This window comes from Flavobacterium sp. 90, from assembly GCF_004339525.1.
Lineage (GTDB): Bacteria > Bacteroidota > Bacteroidia > Flavobacteriales > Flavobacteriaceae > Flavobacterium.
The window spans coordinates 3,188,623-3,205,570 of sequence record NZ_SMGE01000001.1 but is presented as its reverse complement, the minus strand read 5'-3'; the positions used below and the strand labels follow the sequence as shown (position 1 = coordinate 3,205,570).

General features: G+C 31.8%; 16 protein-coding genes. 8 read left to right on the top strand and 8 right to left on the bottom strand.

The window, feature by feature from the left end; translation table 11 throughout:
* Positions 1–110 precede the first annotated feature (110 nt).
* From C8C83_RS13255 to C8C83_RS13230, 6 genes are all read right to left on the bottom strand, one after another.
* Positions 111–1,157 carry an endonuclease/exonuclease/phosphatase family protein gene (locus tag C8C83_RS13255; protein ID WP_165877238.1) on the bottom strand — a complete coding sequence of 349 codons (1,047 nt, stop codon included), beginning with the start codon at positions 1,155–1,157 and terminating at the stop codon, positions 111–113.
* An 18-nt stretch (positions 1,158–1,175) separates the two neighbouring features.
* Complete coding sequence (locus tag C8C83_RS13250) at positions 1,176–2,039, bottom strand: rhomboid family intramembrane serine protease (RefSeq protein WP_121328974.1); 864 nt, start codon at positions 2,037–2,039, stop codon at positions 1,176–1,178.
* 44 nt (positions 2,040–2,083) lie between these two features.
* The gene (locus C8C83_RS13245; RefSeq protein ID WP_121328973.1) at positions 2,084–2,833 is read right to left on the bottom strand and encodes a rhomboid family intramembrane serine protease; all 750 of its coding nucleotides are present in this window, start codon (positions 2,831–2,833) and stop codon (positions 2,084–2,086) included.
* Positions 2,830–4,755, bottom strand: coding sequence for a DNA mismatch repair endonuclease MutL (gene mutL, locus C8C83_RS13240; RefSeq protein WP_121328972.1), 1,926 nt, complete (start codon positions 4,753–4,755; stop codon positions 2,830–2,832). The genes C8C83_RS13245 and mutL overlap by 4 nt, the downstream gene beginning before the upstream one ends.
* 178 nt (positions 4,756–4,933) lie before the next feature.
* Positions 4,934–5,506 carry a 6,7-dimethyl-8-ribityllumazine synthase gene (gene ribH, locus C8C83_RS13235; RefSeq protein ID WP_121328971.1) on the bottom strand — a complete coding sequence of 191 codons (573 nt, stop codon included), beginning with the start codon at positions 5,504–5,506 and terminating at the stop codon, positions 4,934–4,936.
* Positions 5,507–5,599: 93 nt separating this feature from the next.
* On the bottom strand, positions 5,600–6,382 hold the full coding sequence (locus tag C8C83_RS13230) for a tetratricopeptide repeat protein (protein WP_121328970.1): 783 nt from the start codon (positions 6,380–6,382) through the stop codon (positions 5,600–5,602).
* A 228-nt stretch (positions 6,383–6,610) separates the two neighbouring features.
* On the opposite strand from C8C83_RS13230, the gene C8C83_RS13225 reads away from it, so the two are divergent.
* From C8C83_RS13225 to C8C83_RS13200, 6 genes are all read left to right on the top strand, one after another.
* Positions 6,611–7,168, top strand: a complete 558-nt coding sequence (locus tag C8C83_RS13225; RefSeq protein WP_121328969.1) for a hypothetical protein — start codon at positions 6,611–6,613, stop codon at positions 7,166–7,168.
* Between the two features lie 63 nt (positions 7,169–7,231).
* Positions 7,232–8,314, top strand: a complete 1,083-nt coding sequence (locus C8C83_RS13220) for a DNA replication/repair protein RecF (RefSeq protein WP_121328968.1) — start codon at positions 7,232–7,234, stop codon at positions 8,312–8,314.
* A 376-nt stretch (positions 8,315–8,690) separates the two neighbouring features.
* Positions 8,691–9,389 (top strand): thioredoxin domain-containing protein, encoded by a 699-nt coding sequence (locus C8C83_RS13215; RefSeq protein ID WP_121328967.1) that lies wholly within the window; start codon positions 8,691–8,693, stop codon positions 9,387–9,389.
* Positions 9,390–9,399: 10 nt separating this feature from the next.
* On the top strand, positions 9,400–10,077 hold the full coding sequence (locus C8C83_RS13210; RefSeq protein WP_121328966.1) for a DUF2461 domain-containing protein: 678 nt from the start codon (positions 9,400–9,402) through the stop codon (positions 10,075–10,077).
* Positions 10,078–10,209: 132 nt separating this feature from the next.
* On the top strand, positions 10,210–11,271 hold the full coding sequence (locus C8C83_RS13205; protein WP_121328965.1) for a glycosyltransferase: 1,062 nt from the start codon (positions 10,210–10,212) through the stop codon (positions 11,269–11,271).
* Positions 11,272–11,314: 43 nt separating this feature from the next.
* Entirely contained in the window at positions 11,315–12,871 is a 1,557-nt protein-coding gene (locus C8C83_RS13200) for a rhomboid family intramembrane serine protease (protein WP_121328964.1), read from the top strand.
* 22 nt (positions 12,872–12,893) lie between these two features.
* Here C8C83_RS13200 and C8C83_RS13195 read toward each other — a convergent pair whose 3' ends face one another.
* Positions 12,894–13,610, bottom strand: coding sequence for a hypothetical protein (locus C8C83_RS13195; protein WP_121328963.1), 717 nt, complete (start codon positions 13,608–13,610; stop codon positions 12,894–12,896).
* A 119-nt stretch (positions 13,611–13,729) separates the two neighbouring features.
* Between C8C83_RS13195 and hisC the strand changes: the two genes are divergently transcribed.
* Positions 13,730–14,830 carry a histidinol-phosphate transaminase gene (gene hisC, locus C8C83_RS13190; protein ID WP_121328962.1) on the top strand — a complete coding sequence of 367 codons (1,101 nt, stop codon included), beginning with the start codon at positions 13,730–13,732 and terminating at the stop codon, positions 14,828–14,830.
* A gap of 12 nt (positions 14,831–14,842) precedes the next feature.
* On the opposite strand, the gene C8C83_RS13185 is transcribed toward hisC, so the two are convergent.
* Complete coding sequence (locus tag C8C83_RS13185) at positions 14,843–15,673, bottom strand: hypothetical protein (protein ID WP_121328961.1); 831 nt, start codon at positions 15,671–15,673, stop codon at positions 14,843–14,845.
* A gap of 244 nt (positions 15,674–15,917) precedes the next feature.
* Between C8C83_RS13185 and murB the strand changes: the two genes are divergently transcribed.
* Entirely contained in the window at positions 15,918–16,931 is a 1,014-nt protein-coding gene (gene murB / locus C8C83_RS13180) for a UDP-N-acetylmuramate dehydrogenase (protein WP_121328960.1), read from the top strand.
* Positions 16,932–16,948 lie beyond the last annotated feature (17 nt).

The following is a 16,948-nucleotide window of genomic DNA, read 5'->3' as shown; positions in this document are numbered from 1 at the left end:
ATTTTCTTTGCGACTTCGCGACTTTGCGAGATTAAAACAAAAATAGCTTTGCGAACTTTGCGTAAACCTTTGCATCTTTGCGGTTAAAAAAAATCGCTCCAATTAAAAAACTATTCTATAGAAAGTCTCGTCATAATTGGATAATGATCTGAGTTTTCGAAATCAGAAAAACTCTCGAATTGCTTGACTTTCATTTTAGGATCTGTAAAAATATAATCAATTCGGGCGGGGTAATAACGAAATTTATAAGTCGCTCCAAAACCTTCTCCAGCTTCTTCAAAAGCATCTTTTAGTTTCCCTTTTATACTTCGATATACATACGAAAACGGACTATTATTCATATCTCCACAAATAATAATCGGGGTTTTGCATTGTTTGATATTCTCCTTAAATATTTGAGCTTGTTCTTGCTGCTGTCTAAAACCTTTACTGATTCTGGTATAAATCAATTGTGATTTTTCCTGATTTACATTGTCTATATTATTTGAAATATCGCTAACATCGGGAGAAATCTTAATCGACTGCAAGTGCATATTATAAACCCTGATAACATCTTTTCCGCGTTTTATGTCAGCATAAATTACATTGTTATCTGAATTTGGAAAAATAATATTTCCTTCATACAAAATTGGAAACTTGGAGAAAATTGCCTGACCGGTTTTGATCTTATTTCCTTCAATAAAAATATAACGATGCGGATATACTTTTAAATCAATATGAGCCGAATTCGAATATTCCTGAATACACAGAATATCCGGATCTTTTTCGTCAATAAAAGTTTTAATATTTGATGGAATATCATCACGATCCAACCATTTAAAAACATTAAAAAGACGAACATTGTAACTCATTATAGAAAAATCTTTTTCATCAGGTACATATTCTTTCGTCGAAAATTTATAAAATTTACTGATAAAGGTAATTCCGGTTAACAAGACTAAACCAGACAAAATAAGTCGCTTTTTAAACTGAATTGCCCAGTAAACAAAGAACAATCCGTTAAGGACAAAAAAAGCGGGCATAAACAAGGTTAGCACCGATAAAAGCGGAAAACTTTTAGGTGCTAAAAAGGGTAAAATATAGATACTAAATGTTAGTACAGTCAGAACTATATTCAAAAAGAACATTATTTTATTAAACCATGAAAGGTTTTTCATATTTGTTTGCTAAAAGGATTATTTTCCAGCTTTAAATAAAAACTCTTTTTCTTCTTTTGTGAGACAATCATAACCGGACTGGCTAATCTTATCTAAAATTTCGTCAATTTGTTGCTGCGTTTTGTCTTTCGTAACAATTCGGGACGTCACTTTTTCTGTAGGTTTTTTGTAATTTTTATGAACTTTTGTGAATGGGGTCGATGGGGATTTTCTAAATAGATTTGTAAAGAAATCAAGAGTTTTGGAAATAATAATACTCAAATCTGTTCCGTTTTGAAGCAACTTAATGTAAATAAATCCAAAAATTGCTCCGGCTAAATGCGAAATATGTCCGCCGGTATTGTCTAAACGAAACTGCATTAAATCTAAAACTAAAATTACAGCCGTAATATGCCAGAGTTTAACGTTTCCAAAAAACATTAAACGCACATTCATTAAGGGCTGATATGTTGTTGTTGCAACCAAAATTGCCATAATAGCGGCAGAAGCACCAACAATAGAACCATATATATTAGAAAAATAAAAACTCAAGGCAAAAATAACTCCGGAGAAAATAGCACTTAAAATGTATAATCCTAAATATTGCTTTTGAGTAAAAAATGTCAAAAATAAATTGCTGGCAAAGTTTAAAACCATCATATTAAACAACAAATGCAAGAATCCGTCATGAAAGAATGCATACGTTAAAAATGTCCAGGGTCTAAACAAAAAAGCTTGAGGATCTGACGACAATGCCAACCAACTTGGGAAAGCAAATTGACCAATAGAAAATTGGTAAAAAAACACTAACGAAATCAAGAAACAAGCAATGTTCCAATAAATGACACGCATTGCAATTCCACCTAATTTATATTGTAGTTTTAAATCGTCGAGAATATTCATAAAAGCTTTTCTTTAGTTTCTATTTTTTATATTAAAGTTAAAAATTAATTCCAACGATTTTGATTAAACTGATTTTTTTTCCAGTACCACATTATTAAAAATCCGAAAAGCGCTCCTCCAATATGTGCATAATGAGCTACTCCATCGGCCATACCTAAAAATGAATTTCCTAAAATTCCGAAGAAACCATCATATAAAAGCATATAAACCGGAACAAAATATTTAGCTTTAATTGGAATCGGAATAAACATAATTCCAAGTTCCGCATTTGGAAACATAAAAGTAAAAGCAACAAGCAATCCATAAATTGCTCCAGAAGCTCCCAGAACAGTACCATAATAAGCTGAATAAAAATGTTTTAGCTCAGAGACTGACAACAGTTCATTCCATTTTGTATTCATTTTACCCTCATCAAGCAACTGCAAAATTTCTGTTTTATTAAACCCATTAGCAGCTAAGGTATTCATTGCATCCTGAAAGAAATAGAAGTTTACAGCATAATTTATTAAAGCTGCACCTAAACCACATGATATATAAAAAAACAAGAATTTTTTACCACCCCAAAAATGCTCCAATGTCGAACCAAAAGAATACAGAGCAAACATATTGAAAGCAATATGCATGATATTTCCATGCATGAACATATGTGTGATAGGTTGCCAAACTCTAAATCCTGGATTTTCAGGAAAAAAAAGCATAAAATAAGCTTGTGCAGCCGGCACTAAATAAGTACCAATAAAAAATATAATATTAATTATCAGCAATTGTTTTACTACGGGAGTTATTTTCATCATAAGGCAAACTTTTTATCTATATCTTCAACACGCATGGTAATGAAGGTAGGTTTTTGAAAAGGTGAAATATTTGGATCTTTACAGGCAAACAATCCGTTTACCAAATTATCTTGTTCTTTTTCGGTTAAATAAGATCCGGTTTTAACCGCTAAACTCTTCGCCATAGATTTTGCAATCGTATCATTCTGACTGTAACTATTAGCTGGAATTCCGTCTTGCAAATCACTTAATAATTGTTCTATTACCAACGAAACTTCACTTTCTGTAATATTTACAGGAATTCCCGAAATCACGATGTGATCTGTTTGCGCTTCATCAAAAACAAAACCTGTTGTTTCAAGCGAAGGCTTTAATTCTTCGATTAATTCCATTTCGCCTGACGAATAAAATAAATTCAACGGAAACAATAATTGCTGACTTGATGCTTGATTAACGGTCATATTCAACAAAAATTGCTCGTACAAAATTCGTTGATGTGCACGTTGCTGATCAACAATAACCATTCCTGATTTTATTGGCGAAACAATATATTTTTTATGAATCTGATACGTTCCCTGACTTGCTTGTTCTACCTCATCGTCATTAAACAATGATGAAGTAACTTCTTCGTTTTCGAATGTAAAAGGTGAACTTTCGACACTTTCTGTATCCAAACCTACGTACAAACTTTCCCAGCTTGTAGTTGGTTCTACTCGTTTAGAATATCCTCCCGAATAGGAATTTGAATTAGATCCTGAACTATAACTAGAACCTGAACTTGAACCTGATCCAGAACTTGAATTTGATTTAGAATAATGCTGATTTGTCTTATCATCCGTAAACGGATTAAAAGTTCCATCAACCTGAATCGTAGGTGTCTCGGCTTCTAAATCTTTATAATGATATGGTGTATCTAAATTGGCATCGCGATCAAAATCTAAAACCGGTGCTACATTAAACTGTCCTAAACTATGTTTTATCGAAGCTCTTAAAATAGCGTATAATGCCTGTTCATCATCAAACTTAATTTCTGTTTTAGTTGGATGAATATTGATATCGATTGTGTTAGGCGGAACTTGCAAATACAAGAAATAACTTGGCTGAGAACCATCTTTCAAAAGTCCGTCATATGCTGCCATTACAGCGTGATGCAAGTAACCACTTTTTATAAAACGATCGTTTACAAAAAAGAATTGCTCTCCTCGGCTTTTCTTGGCAAATTCAGGTTTACAAACAAATCCCTGAACGTTTATAATTTCTGTATCTTCATTGACCGGAACTAATTTTTCATTTGTTTTACCGGACATTATCCCAACAATTCGTTGACGATAACCTGCCGCTGGCAAATTATACATTTCACTTCCGTTATGATAAAATGTAAAATGAATATTTGGATGCGCCATTGCTACTCGCTGAAACTCGTCCATAACATGGCGAAATTCAACTGTATCTGATTTTAAGAAATTACGACGTGCCGGAATATTAAAAAATAAATTTTTAACGGCAAATGATGTTCCTTTTGGTAAAACGGCAACTTCCTGCGAGACAAATTTACTTCCTTCGATTATAATATGAGTTCCAAGTTCGTCCTGATCTTGTTTGGTTTTCATTTCCATGTGCGCAATCGCGGCGATAGAAGCCAGAGCTTCTCCACGAAAACCTTTGGTCGCAAGTGAGAATAAATCTTCGGCCTGACGTATTTTTGAAGTTGCGTGGCGCTCAAAACATAAACGAGCATCAGTAACACTCATTCCCTGACCATTATCGATCACCTGAACCAATGATTTTCCAGCGTCTTTAATGATCAATTTAATATCAGTTGCTTTTGCATCAACAGCATTTTCTAATAGCTCTTTTACAACTGAAGCGGGTCTTTGAACCACTTCTCCAGCAGCAATTTGATTAGCAACGTGATCAGGAAGTAATTGAATTATACTCGACATTTAAAATTTTAGATTGTAGATTAACGATTTAAGATTTTTGATTTAAAATCTAAACCAAGGTGTACAAATTTAATGAATTTCTGTTGTGTTTTAGAATAACAGCTATCATAAAAAAAACAAAAAAACCTATACTATTTTTACACAGTATAGGTTTTAGTATTTTTAAAACATTTGTGTTTTATTCCTTCTCAATTTTTCTTGGTGAATCTTCGATCTGAAGCGCACCTGAAGACAATAATGGCTGGTGAAACGGATGCGACATAGACGCTTGTTGACGAATATATGCCATTTTTATAGCTGCAATTGCTGCTTCGGTTCCTTTGTTTCCATGAACTCCTCCACTTCTGTCAATAGATTGTTGCATGTTATTATCTGTTAAGACACAAAAGATAACCGGAACATCAGTCTGAACATTCAGATCTTTAATTCCTTGTGTTACACCTTCACATACAAAATCAAAATGTTTAGTTTCTCCTTGAATTACACATCCAATTACAATAACCGCATCTACATTTTGCGTTTGCAACATTTTCTTTGCACCATAAATCAGCTCAAAACTTCCAGGAACATTCCAACGAATAATTTGCTGTTGCGGTACATCACAATCAACTAAAGCGTCAAAAGCGCCATTATAAAGTCCTTCTGTTATGGTTTCGTTCCACTCAGAAACAACAATCCCAAATCGAAAGTCTTTCGCATTTGGGATTGTGTTTTTATCGTATTCTGATAAGTTTTTATTTTCAGTAGCCATCAGTGATATTTTAAATTTTTGATTTTCGCCCCGAAGTCTCGGGATAGATTCTTAAATACAAATCTACAATCTTAAATCTAAAGTCTAAAATTTTTATTGTGCTAATCCAATCAATACATCAACAGAAGCTGCTTCTGGAGTTGCATCGTAGTTTTCTTTAATATCTGTTAAATACTTAATAGCATCTTCTTTTTGACCTAAAGCCAAAGCTGTTTTACCTGCTTTTAATAAGAAACGAGGTGTTGTGAAATCATTTTTATTAGATTCAGCAGCTTTCACATAATAGTCTAAAGCTTCTTTTTGTTGGTTCTTTTGAGAATAAGCATCTCCAATTGCACCAATTGCCAAAGCTCCAACGATAGCTTCTTTTGATTTAAATTCCCCTAAGTATTTAATAGCGTCATCATATTTTCCAATGTTCAAAGAAGCAATACCTGCATAGTAGTTTGCTAAATTTCCTGCATCAGTTCCAGAATATTCGTCAGCAATTTTAACGAATCCGAATTTACCTTCAGAACCATTCAAAGCCAATTTGTATAATGAATCACTTGCTACACCATTTGTTGCTTTTTCAAAATTTTGTTGAGCAACAAACATTTCGCTTGCAGCTTCATTTTGTTTTGGAGCTTCAATAAATTTTTGGTAAGCCAAATATCCAATAGTAGCAACTGCAATACCAGCAACTAAACCAATAATGATTTTTTGATTTTTAGCAACCCAATCCTCAGTTCTTGAAGCGGTTTCATCTAATTTTGAGAACACACCAGCTGTTGTACTATCCTTCTCGTCAATGATTACTTGTTGTTCTTCTGTAACAACATCTTTAACTTCCTTTTCTTTTGGTGTTTTATATCCTCTTTTATTATAAGTTGCCATTTCAATTTAATTTAGTGAACGGCAAAAATAAAATTTTTATTGAAACTAAAGCAAAAAAAAGCAAATTTATATCCATTTTAAAAAAATAATTCACTAAACAGTAACTTCTTTAGTATTTCAGGGGAAATAATTCATCTCGTAACACGCGAAAAGTCTATTGTTTCGATAATTTTCAATAATTTGCACGCTTAAACTTTATAACAAATATAAAGAGTCGAAAATATATAAATGATTTTAAAAAAAGACGAAGTATTAATTCGGGAAATCGAACACACCAAAAAAATACCTTTCCGACTTGAGGATTTGGTCACAATACCAATTTTTACTTTTATAGCCTTGGTATTAATAATTCTAGTAAAACCTTCAAAAGATATTCAAATCAATAACTATCAAGAATTATATTACTATTTTATCATCCCAATTCTCACATTCTTTTATCTTCTTTTAACATTAGGAAGAATCCTAATTAGATGGTTTAAAACTAGAGCAACACAATTCTTCTTAACAAATCAAAGAATAATCTTTTGTGACTCAAATTCTAAAATAATCAACGAAAGTTTCGAATTAGAAACCTTAATTCTCAATTATAGAGAAAAAGCAAATGATTACGGTTATATTATTATTGGAGAACCAGAATCAATAGCAGGAAGCTCAACTGATTCATTTACATTTCATAGTGGAATCAATTTTTTTGAAGATAAAAATGTAATGTATAATATTCCAAAAGTAAAATCTGTTTTTGATTTAATAATAAAAACAAAAAGTGACCTCATAAAAAACAAGTAGTGCTTCAAAATCATAAATTTGTAAACTTTCTTTTTTAAATTTTATCATTACTACTGATTAACAATGCATTTAAACAAAATTTCTTTATTCAATTATAAAAATTTCTCCGAGATCAGTTTTGATTTTGACCACAAGATCAATTGTTTTGTTGGGAAAAACGGAATTGGGAAAACCAATGTGCTTGATGCAATTTATCATTTGGCTTACGGGAAAAGTTATTTTAATCCGTTGGCAGTTCAAAATATCAAACACGGAGAAGAGTTTTTTGTAATTGATGCCGAATTAGAGAAAAATGAAAGAACGGAACAAATCGTTTGCAGTTTAAAAAAAGGACAAAAGAAAATTTTAAAAAGAAACGGAAAAGCTTACGATAAATTCTCCGATCATATTGGGTTTATTCCGCTTGTAATTATTTCTCCCGCAGATCGTGATTTAATTGTTGAAGGAAGTGAAACACGCCGTAAATTCATGGACAGCGTAATTTCGCAATTAGATTCTACTTATTTACATCAGCTTATTCAATACCAGAAAGTAATTGTGCAGCGAAATGCTTTGCTGAAGTATTTTGCACTGAATCATGTTTTTGACAATGATACCTTATCTATATATAATGAACAGCTAAATAGTTTCGGACAATCGATTTTCGAAAAAAGAAAAGATTTCCTGGAACAATTTATACCTATATTTAATGTGCATCACCAAGCCATAACGGGATCTGAAGAAACGGTACAATTGGTTTATGAAAGTAATTTGTTCGAAAAAGATTTACTGACATTATTAAAGGAGAACATCAATAAAGATCGCGCACTGCAATATACAAGTGTCGGAATCCATAAAGATGATTTATCTTTTGAAATAGATTCACATCCAATAAAGAAATTTGGATCACAAGGTCAGCAGAAATCTTTCCTGATTGCTTTGAAACTTGCCCAATTCGAATTTCTAAAGAAACAAAGCGGCGTAAAACCGTTATTATTATTTGATGATATTTTTGACAAATTAGACGAAAATCGGGTTGCCAAAATAATCGAAATGGTAAACAGCGAAACTTTCGGTCAGCTTTTTATCTCAGATACACATCCTGAACGTACCGAAGCGATTGTAAAATCGACGCATCAGAGTTATAAGATGTTTAATTTAGGGTAATTTTTTGCCGCGAATTGCTCGAATTTTCACTAATTGTCTTTGTCTAAAAAATATTTAGCCACAGATTATCAGGATTAAACGGATTTAAAAACTTTCCTATCAAAGTTTGTCATTCCGAGGAACGAGGAATCTCCGCAATCCCGAAGCTTCGGGACGCTGAAGATAAGTTACTAATCTTTGTCGCGCTACTTACGGAGATTCCTCGTTCCTCGGAATGACAAAAATGCGCACACTAAATAAAAAATTCGTGCTTATTAGTGAAATTCGTGGCTAAAAACCTTTAATCCCAACAAACCTTTTTTTTTCACTTTCTATTATGAATTCAAAAATTGAAAATTCACTACTTTAGCAATTCTATATTTTAAAATTCAGCTTTATGAAGTTTTCTAAAATTTTATTCCTAATAGTTTCTGTTTTACTAATTTCCTGCAACGAAAAGAAAGACAATTCCTTTAAGGAAATTGCTCCAAAAGATTTTGCAGAGAAAATCAAAACAACCGAAAATCCTCAAATATTAGATGTTCGAACTCCTGAAGAATTCGAATCGGAACATATTGATAATGCTGCAAATGTAAACTGGAACAGTGAAGATTTTGCTGCAAATGTTGCTTCTTACGATAAATCGAAACCTGTATTTGTATATTGTTTAAGTGGCGGAAGAAGTAAAAAAGCGGCTGCAAAACTAAACGAATTAGGCTTTACAAATGTTTATGAATTGGAAGGCGGAATCATGAAATGGAATGCTGAGGGATTATCAAATGCTTCTTCAGCGCAAGTTGGAATGACGATGAATGAGTTTAATGATTTATTAAATTCAGATAAAAAAGTTTTGGTTGATTTCTATGCCGAATGGTGTGGTCCATGCAAACAAATGGAACCGTATCTTTTGAAAATGCAAAAAGACATGGCCGACAAAGTAATAATCATTCGTATTGATGTAGATAAAAACAAAACTTTGGCTACTCAACTAAAAATTGATCAATTGCCAACAATGGTTTTATACGAAAACAAAGCTGTACAATGGAAAAACACAGGCTTTATTGGTGAACAAGATTTAAAAAAACAACTGCAATAATATAACGAATATGCTAGCTAAAGAATCATTGCAATTTTTAGACGATTTAAAAAAGAACAATAACAGAGATTGGTTTCAGGACAATAAAAAGCGATACGAAGTTTTCAAAAAGGATTACCATCAATTGGTCAGTGATTTTCTGGATGCGATGAAACCACTTGATCCGTCATTAGAATTATTGGAAGTTAAAAATTGTACTTTCAGAATCAATCGTGACATTCGGTTTTCTAAAGACAAATCTCCTTATAAAGCACATTTGGGCGTTTGGATGTCATCTGGCGCAAAAGGTCAAAATCGTTCCGGATATTATGTACATATAGAAAAAGGAGCCAGTTTTATTGCCGGAGGATTTTATTCTCCAGATCCGGATCAATTGAAAAAAGTACGTAAAGAAATTGCATTTTTCCATGATGATCTTGAAGCTATTTTAGCAGACAAAAACTTCAAAAAAGAATTTGGAAATTTAGATTTTGATGAAAATAATTCGCTAAAAAATCCACCAAGAGGTTACGAAAAAGAACATCCGGCAATTGAGTTTTTGAAACTAAAAAGTTTTACGGCAACTCAAAAATATGATATTTCTGAAGTGACACAAAAAGATTTTGTATCGAAAATAAGCAAGAAATTAATTGCCTTAAAACCATTGAACGAATTTATCAATCGCGCTTTAGATACTGATGAGTTTTAAAAAAGGTTGCCACGAATTTCACTAATTTTCACTAATTAAAAGCTTTGACAAAGTTTAAAACTTTGTCAAAGCCAAACAATAAAAATTAGTGCAAATTCGTGAAATTCGTGGCAAAAAAATTAAGTTTGCCGAATGAAAAAAAGAAAAATACTTTTTCTGGGAGAATCTTATCGTGCCGACGCGATTACATGGATGAAAGGTTTGAAAGAATTTGGGGATTTTGAAATCTGCACTTGGGAACTTCAAACGCCAAATAATTCGAAACTCAATCGATTCAAGCGTATTTTAGAATATGCGTTCTCTCCTATTTCTATTCGAAAAACAATCAAAGAACAAAAACCGGATATGATTATCGCAGAAAGAACCACAAGTTACGGGTTTCTTGCTGCGATTTCAGGAATGCATCCAATTGCAATTGCGCAACAAGGGCGAACTGATTTGTGGCCGGATGGTTCAGTTTTACTTCCTTTTAAGAAAATCATACAGAAACACGCTTTCAAAAAAGCAGATTTAATTCATGCCTGGGGTCTGGTTATGACGATTTCTATGAAAGCAATTGGTGTTGATATGAATAAAGTTTTGGTTATCCCGAAAGGAATTGATTTGTCACTTTTTTCTCCTTCAATAAATAATTCAAGCAAAATTGAAGCGATTGTAACTCGTTCTTTGCAACCTGAATATCGCCATGATTCTATTTTGAAAGCTTTTGCGATTCTTAACCAAAAAGGAATTGATTTCTCCTTAACTATTGTTGGCGACGGAACGAGATTACAATTTCTAAAAGATCTGGCAAAAGAATTACAAATCGAAAATAAAGTAATCTTTACAGGAAGAATTCCAAATACGGAACTTCCTAAATTATTACAACAATCGAATATTTATATTAGTATGCCAATTACCGAAGGTGTTTCGGCTTCTTTATTTGAAGCAATGGCTTGCAATTGTTATCCTGTAGTTTCGGATATTGCAGGAAACCAAAGCTGGATTAAACATCGCGAAAACGGACAATTGATTGAAATCGATAATATCGAAATGCTTGCCGAAGAACTTATCTGGTCTTTTAAAAATGCTGAATCCCGAAACAATGCTATTTTACAAAACAGAAAGTTTGTAGAAGAAAATGCAAATTATAACATCAACATGAAGATTATTGCAGATAAATATCATGAGTTATTAAACCAATATTCTAACTAACGCTCCATAAAACCAATCAAAGCAACCTTTTTTATATTTTAGAATGAAAGATCTTTTAGAAAAAATCAAATTAATTTACTTGCCTTTTTTAATAATTGCAATTAGTTTTATTTCTATTTATACTTTCCTGCATTGGTTTTTATTCATCAAATTTGAATTATTTCCTGCTAAAGAAATGTTTTTAAAGTTTTGGCTTCCTTTTGGTATTCCATGTATTCTTGTTTACCTTTTTTTAAGCCCAAGATTAAAGAACTTAAAATTCAAAAATGATAATAAATCTTTTTTCTTTCATTTAATGGCAATCTTAGTAATCGCAATTCCAACTATGATCGCGCAAGAATATTTGATTACAGCAACTGGAAAACTTACTCCAATTGAAACTATTTCAGAGATTCCGAAACATGAAAAGACAAAATATTATACATTACAAAAATTCTATATTGACAAAAAGAATATTGGCGTTCTAAACACTGGCGAAGCAACCGGAAAAAACAATAACCGTTTTAATATGCTTATCTATGTCGCAATGCCAATCTTAGAAACTTCTAAGGAAACTTCCAGACATGAATGTAAATATTGGTTAGGAAAAAGATACTCCGAAGAAATAAGCAATAGTTTATCCAATGGCGAAAAACAGATTAAATTCAAGGATTTTGCCGCAAGAACTGAAAAGGAATTTAATAGTACAGATTTTAATCAATTTACTTATTTAGAACTAGTAGGAAACACAGAAGATCATGATAATTTTAATTCGGCAATCGAACAAAACACACATTACGATCTTAATAAACCTATTTTATTACAAGCACACGACGAACCTTTTAAAAATCGAAACGGTAAAAAACTCGAATGGCTTTTAGGTTCTTTAGGAATTGGCTTTTTATTTTGGTTTATCCTAATCTTTTTCACCAAACTGCAACCACAAAGCTTTAGAAATTCTATAACTGGAAAAAAATCAAAATTAGAAAGTCTAAAAGATACTTTTGATTTTTTAGTTCCGAGAGAAGGTTTTTACATCACTCCAATTTTAATTAACCTCAACTTATTCATTTTCATTTTAATGGTTTGTACAGGTTTTGGATTTTTTTCTTTCAAAGGAAAAGATTTACTCGATTGGGGCGCTAACTTTAGACCTTTTGTAGAAGACGGACAATGGTGGAGATTACTTACATCTGTTTTTTTACATGGAAGTATAATGCATTTAGTCTCAAATATGTTTGGCCTTTATATTGTTGGCATATTTCTGGAACCTGTTTTAGGAAAAGCAAAATATCTTACAATATATCTGGTTACAGGATTTTTTGCAAGTCTCGCCAGCATTTGGTGGCATGATGCAACGGTAAGTGTTGGAGCATCAGGAGCAATTTTTGGGCTTTATGGACTTTTTATTGCGTTATCACTTCTAAAAGTTTTTTCACCACTATTAAACAAAGCTTATTTAGTTTTCAGTGCAATATTTGTGGGTTACAATTTATTAATGGGATTATTTGGAAATATTGATAATGCAGCGCACGTTGGAGGACTTATAAGTGGATTTGTTATTGGCTGTATAATAGCATCACATTTAAGAGAACAAACTGATTTTGACGATCAAGTATAACTCATAATTAACTTTTTCAATTTTATCGAGGATACGCCAAAGAAACTTTCTTTTTAAAATCATCATAAATCACAAAGTGAAAATTGCTGTTTTCTTGCACAAGAAGAACATCACCGTATTTTTCTTTTTTAGAAAAAACAACTTTACAATTAGACAAATCAATCAGTTTTTTTGAATCAATACAATCTTTTACGATTTCCTCCTGATTCTTTCCTTTTGTATTATTCCAAACAAAATCATACGATCTCCAATCAAAAGAATTCATCAGTTTATTGTATAAAATTTTATTTTTATCGTCTTCTAAAACGCCATTGCTTTCGATTAATCGAATTGATTTTGAATCTTTATAAATATAAAAAATCCCTAAATCTCTATTCAAATCTGATTCTGAGTCTAAATTATGAGCTTTATTATATTTTCTTGAAGAAGTTTCTCCTAGAATAAAACGAATATGATTATCGTCTATTAATACAAAATCACCTAAAATATTCGCGGAGATTAAATTCCCACATTCAGGTAAATTTCTACTTAAAAATGTTCCGTCTGAATTTAATGTCAACAAACTTCCCCACCGATTATTCTCTTCTTGTTTAACCATAGAATATTCTTTAAGATCACGAATTCCAATAACATTATCAATTCTCCAATCTCCAAATATATTTATTTGGGCATTAGAAACTATTGAGAAAAATAGAATTAAAAGAACTGCAACTTTATTCTTAAGAATTGATTTAAACATAATTATATCTTTATAATTCATTCAAACTTACAAAAAGAAAATCTAAAAATACCTCGTAACTTTCCTCCTATTTCAACGACATACTATTGTACTGAATTGTTTAATTTAATCTAAAAGAGATGAATAACAGAAGAAATTGGCTAAAACAAATAGGATTAGGCACAATAGGATTAGGATTTTGTCAGCTTGAAGCATTTGCAAGTCCTACAGAAGAATACATTTTACCTGATTTAGACAATTCTCCAATATTACTCAGATCAAATGAAAATCCTTATGGTCCATCTCCGTTAGCAAGAGCTGCAATGGCAAAAAGTATTAACAGCAGTAATCGATACGGCTGGACTCTTTGGCCTGAATTAATTACGCTCATTGCTAAAAAAAATAATGTTTCGGACAACAATATTACATTAGGCGCAGGTTCAACTGAAATTTTAGATTTAGTACTTCAATACACGGCATCTAAAAAAGGGAACTTTATAATGGCCGAAACCACTTTTGATTATTGGACCGCTCCTTATGAAAAATTAGGACTTAAGAAAATAACGGTTCCATTAACCAAAGATAAAAAGCATGATTTACCAGCAATGTTGAAAGCTATTGATTCAGAAACTAAAATGATTTATATCTGTAATCCAAATAACCCAACAGGAACCATCTGTAATAGAGAAGAATTGGTTTCTTTTATAAATGAAGCTTCAAAAAAAGCAATCGTTTTTGTTGATGAAGCTTATATTGATTTCACAAAAGAACAATCTTTAACAGATCTTGTTATGGAAAACAAAAACGTAATTATCACCAAAACATTCTCAAAAATGTATGGTTTGGCAGGGGCTCGCGTTGGTTATGCTGTTGCGCATTCGGCTACAATAGATGAAATTAATTCTTTTAAGTCTTCACCAAATATGTCCGTAAGCGTTGTATCAGCTACAGCCGCAATTGCATCTTTAAATGACGAAAAATTCATTCAGCAAGTTTATACTTCAAATGAAGAGGTAAAAAAATATACGATAGAACAACTTACCAAACTTAATCTGGAATGCATTCCGTCTTATTCAAATTTTGTTTATTTCTCTTTAGAAAACTACAAAAAAGATTATTTCAAACAATTAGCAGATCATAATATAATGGGAACCAGAATCTATGAAGAAAACGGAAAATGGACCAGAATCACCATAGGAACCTTAAAAGAAATGCAACGATTTATTGCCGCTATAAACTAAAGTCTATAATAATTAACATCCTACGGTAACAAAAACTCCAACAGGTTTAATTGCTTTTCCTTTTTCGGCGGGTTTTGATAAATATAATGTTGGACTCGAAACATTGTAATGACTTGCTGTATCAATAATTAAGTCCAATTTGTTGTCGTCATCAAGATCTCCGGCAAATATTATTCTGATCATTTGGTCATCAAAGTTTTTCTTTGCAACCAGAAGTTCTGTAGTTTCTTTACCATCAACAACCATTTTTAGATATAATTTATAATTCGAAACTACAATCCAATCTGAATCTGATTGTTCCTTTTTCTTTTTGCCAGTTGCGAACAAAGTGTATTCGGCGTTTTTATAGCTAAATTTAAAACTCTCGTCTGGATAAATACTTTCTGGTATTTTGACGCTTGATATATTTCCATCAATAAAATAAGGAAGTTTTTCAATTAAAATCAAACAAGAATCTTTTGCCTGAGCACTAACTTCCCAACCTGTTTTCTCTTCGTCAGTTTCATCAATTATCGGATCATTCACACGTTTAAAAGACACTTTAGTTTCGGCAAGTGAATAATCGTTATTATTTTTAAAAAGTCCAAACCAAACTTTCTTATTATAATTCTCCTCAATTTCATCAGAATGAAAAGTTTCCAAACGAATAATTTTGACTGGTAAAGCACTATCAACAGGAAAAGAAAATTCATCTTTTACAGGATCATTCTCTACAATTTCAGACGCTTTATCAGAACTTTTATGTAGCTCAGTTTTTAATGCTATTTCCTTTTTTGAATTATTACAACTAAAGAATTGTAAAATTATAATTGTAAAAAACAATGTTTTAAGGGCTACTTTCATTTATTTGGTATAGTTAATTTGGGGAATCAAACATACAAAAGAAAAGATTCATATCAGAAAAAGAATATAAAAATTGAATTACGAAATTGAAAAGTTTTCATTAAGCAAATCTTTTATAAAGTCCGATAAAGCGAATTTAAATTTCTACCTCATAATTTATCAAAATCTAACTCAAATAAATTATAATCCGTACTTTTGAGCCCAGAAATATCCCTGCATTTCGGGATTCAAAAGCCTTTTATTTATGGAAATCCAATCCAATTTTTCTTTAAAAAACTACAATACTTTTGGCATTGAAGCCAGCGCTAAACAATTTGTTGCAGTACATTCAGTTACTGAATTAAAAACTATTCTGGAAGAAAATAAAAACGAGAAAAAATTTATTTTAGGAGGCGGAAGCAATATGCTTCTTACTAAAGACATCGATGCTTTGGTGATTCATATTGATTTAAAAGGAAAAAAAATCATTAAAGAAGACGACGATTTTGTTTGGGTTGAAAGCCAAGCTGGTGAAACCTGGCACGATTTCGTATTATGGACAATCGACAATAATTTTGGAGGTTTAGAAAACATGTCTCTAATTCCTGGAAATGTTGGCACAACGCCAGTTCAGAATATTGGCGCATACGGAACGGAGATAAAAGACACTTTTGTTTCGTGTGAAGCGATTAATATCGAATCTCAGGAAATGAAAACTTTCACTAATGCCGAATGTAATTTTGGATATCGTGAAAGCATCTTTAAAAATGAAGTTAAAGATCAATATATAATTACTTCTGTAGTTTATAAATTGACGAAACACAATCATAAAATCAATACTTCTTACGGAGATATTACTGCCGAATTGGCTAAAAACAACATTACAAATCCAACTCTAAAAGATGTTAGTAATGCTGTAATCGCAATCAGACAAAGCAAATTACCTGATCCAAAAGAATTAGGAAATAGCGGAAGTTTCTTTAAAAACCCAATTTTATTGAAATCTGATTTCGAAAAAATCCATCAGAAATTCCCTGAAATGAAATATTATGAAGTTTCAGAAACCGAAGTAAAAGTTCCGGCTGGCTGGTTAATCGAACAAGCTGGTTTTAAAGGAAAACGTTTTGGTGACGCGGGAGTTCATAAAAATCAAGCTTTGGTTTTGGTAAATTACGGAAACGCAACAGGACAAGAAATCTTAGCCGTTTCGAGAGATGTTCAGAAAACCGTTTTTGAAACCTTCGGAATTCATATTGAAGCAGAAGTAAATGTAATTTAAAATAAGCATAATACCAT

Bases quoted from the DNA above. Each gene is read 5' to 3' on its own strand.
- C8C83_RS13185 (WP_121328961.1), bottom strand. From the start codon at position 15,673: ATGAAAGTAGCCCTTAAAACATTGTTTTTTACAATTATAATTTTACAA.
- C8C83_RS13210 (WP_121328966.1), top strand. From the start codon at position 9,400: ATGCTAGCTAAAGAATCATTGCAATTTTTAGACGATTTAAAAAAGAAC.
- mutL (WP_121328972.1), bottom strand. From the start codon at position 4,755: ATGTCGAGTATAATTCAATTACTTCCTGATCACGTTGCTAATCAAATT.
- C8C83_RS13250 (WP_121328974.1), bottom strand. From the start codon at position 2,039: ATGAATATTCTCGACGATTTAAAACTACAATATAAATTAGGTGGAATT.
- C8C83_RS13225 (WP_121328969.1), top strand. From the start codon at position 6,611: ATGATTTTAAAAAAAGACGAAGTATTAATTCGGGAAATCGAACACACC.
- C8C83_RS13245 (WP_121328973.1), bottom strand. From the start codon at position 2,833: ATGATGAAAATAACTCCCGTAGTAAAACAATTGCTGATAATTAATATT.
- C8C83_RS13195 (WP_121328963.1), bottom strand. From the start codon at position 13,610: ATGTTTAAATCAATTCTTAAGAATAAAGTTGCAGTTCTTTTAATTCTA.
- C8C83_RS13220 (WP_121328968.1), top strand. From the start codon at position 7,232: ATGCATTTAAACAAAATTTCTTTATTCAATTATAAAAATTTCTCCGAG.
- hisC (WP_121328962.1), top strand. From the start codon at position 13,730: ATGAATAACAGAAGAAATTGGCTAAAACAAATAGGATTAGGCACAATA.
- ribH (WP_121328971.1), bottom strand. From the start codon at position 5,506: ATGGCTACTGAAAATAAAAACTTATCAGAATACGATAAAAACACAATC.
- C8C83_RS13200 (WP_121328964.1), top strand. From the start codon at position 11,315: ATGAAAGATCTTTTAGAAAAAATCAAATTAATTTACTTGCCTTTTTTA.
- C8C83_RS13255 (WP_165877238.1), bottom strand. From the start codon at position 1,157: ATGAAAAACCTTTCATGGTTTAATAAAATAATGTTCTTTTTGAATATA.
- C8C83_RS13215 (WP_121328967.1), top strand. From the start codon at position 8,691: ATGAAGTTTTCTAAAATTTTATTCCTAATAGTTTCTGTTTTACTAATT.
- C8C83_RS13205 (WP_121328965.1), top strand. From the start codon at position 10,210: ATGAAAAAAAGAAAAATACTTTTTCTGGGAGAATCTTATCGTGCCGAC.
- murB (WP_121328960.1), top strand. From the start codon at position 15,918: ATGGAAATCCAATCCAATTTTTCTTTAAAAAACTACAATACTTTTGGC.
- C8C83_RS13230 (WP_121328970.1), bottom strand. From the start codon at position 6,382: ATGGCAACTTATAATAAAAGAGGATATAAAACACCAAAAGAAAAGGAA.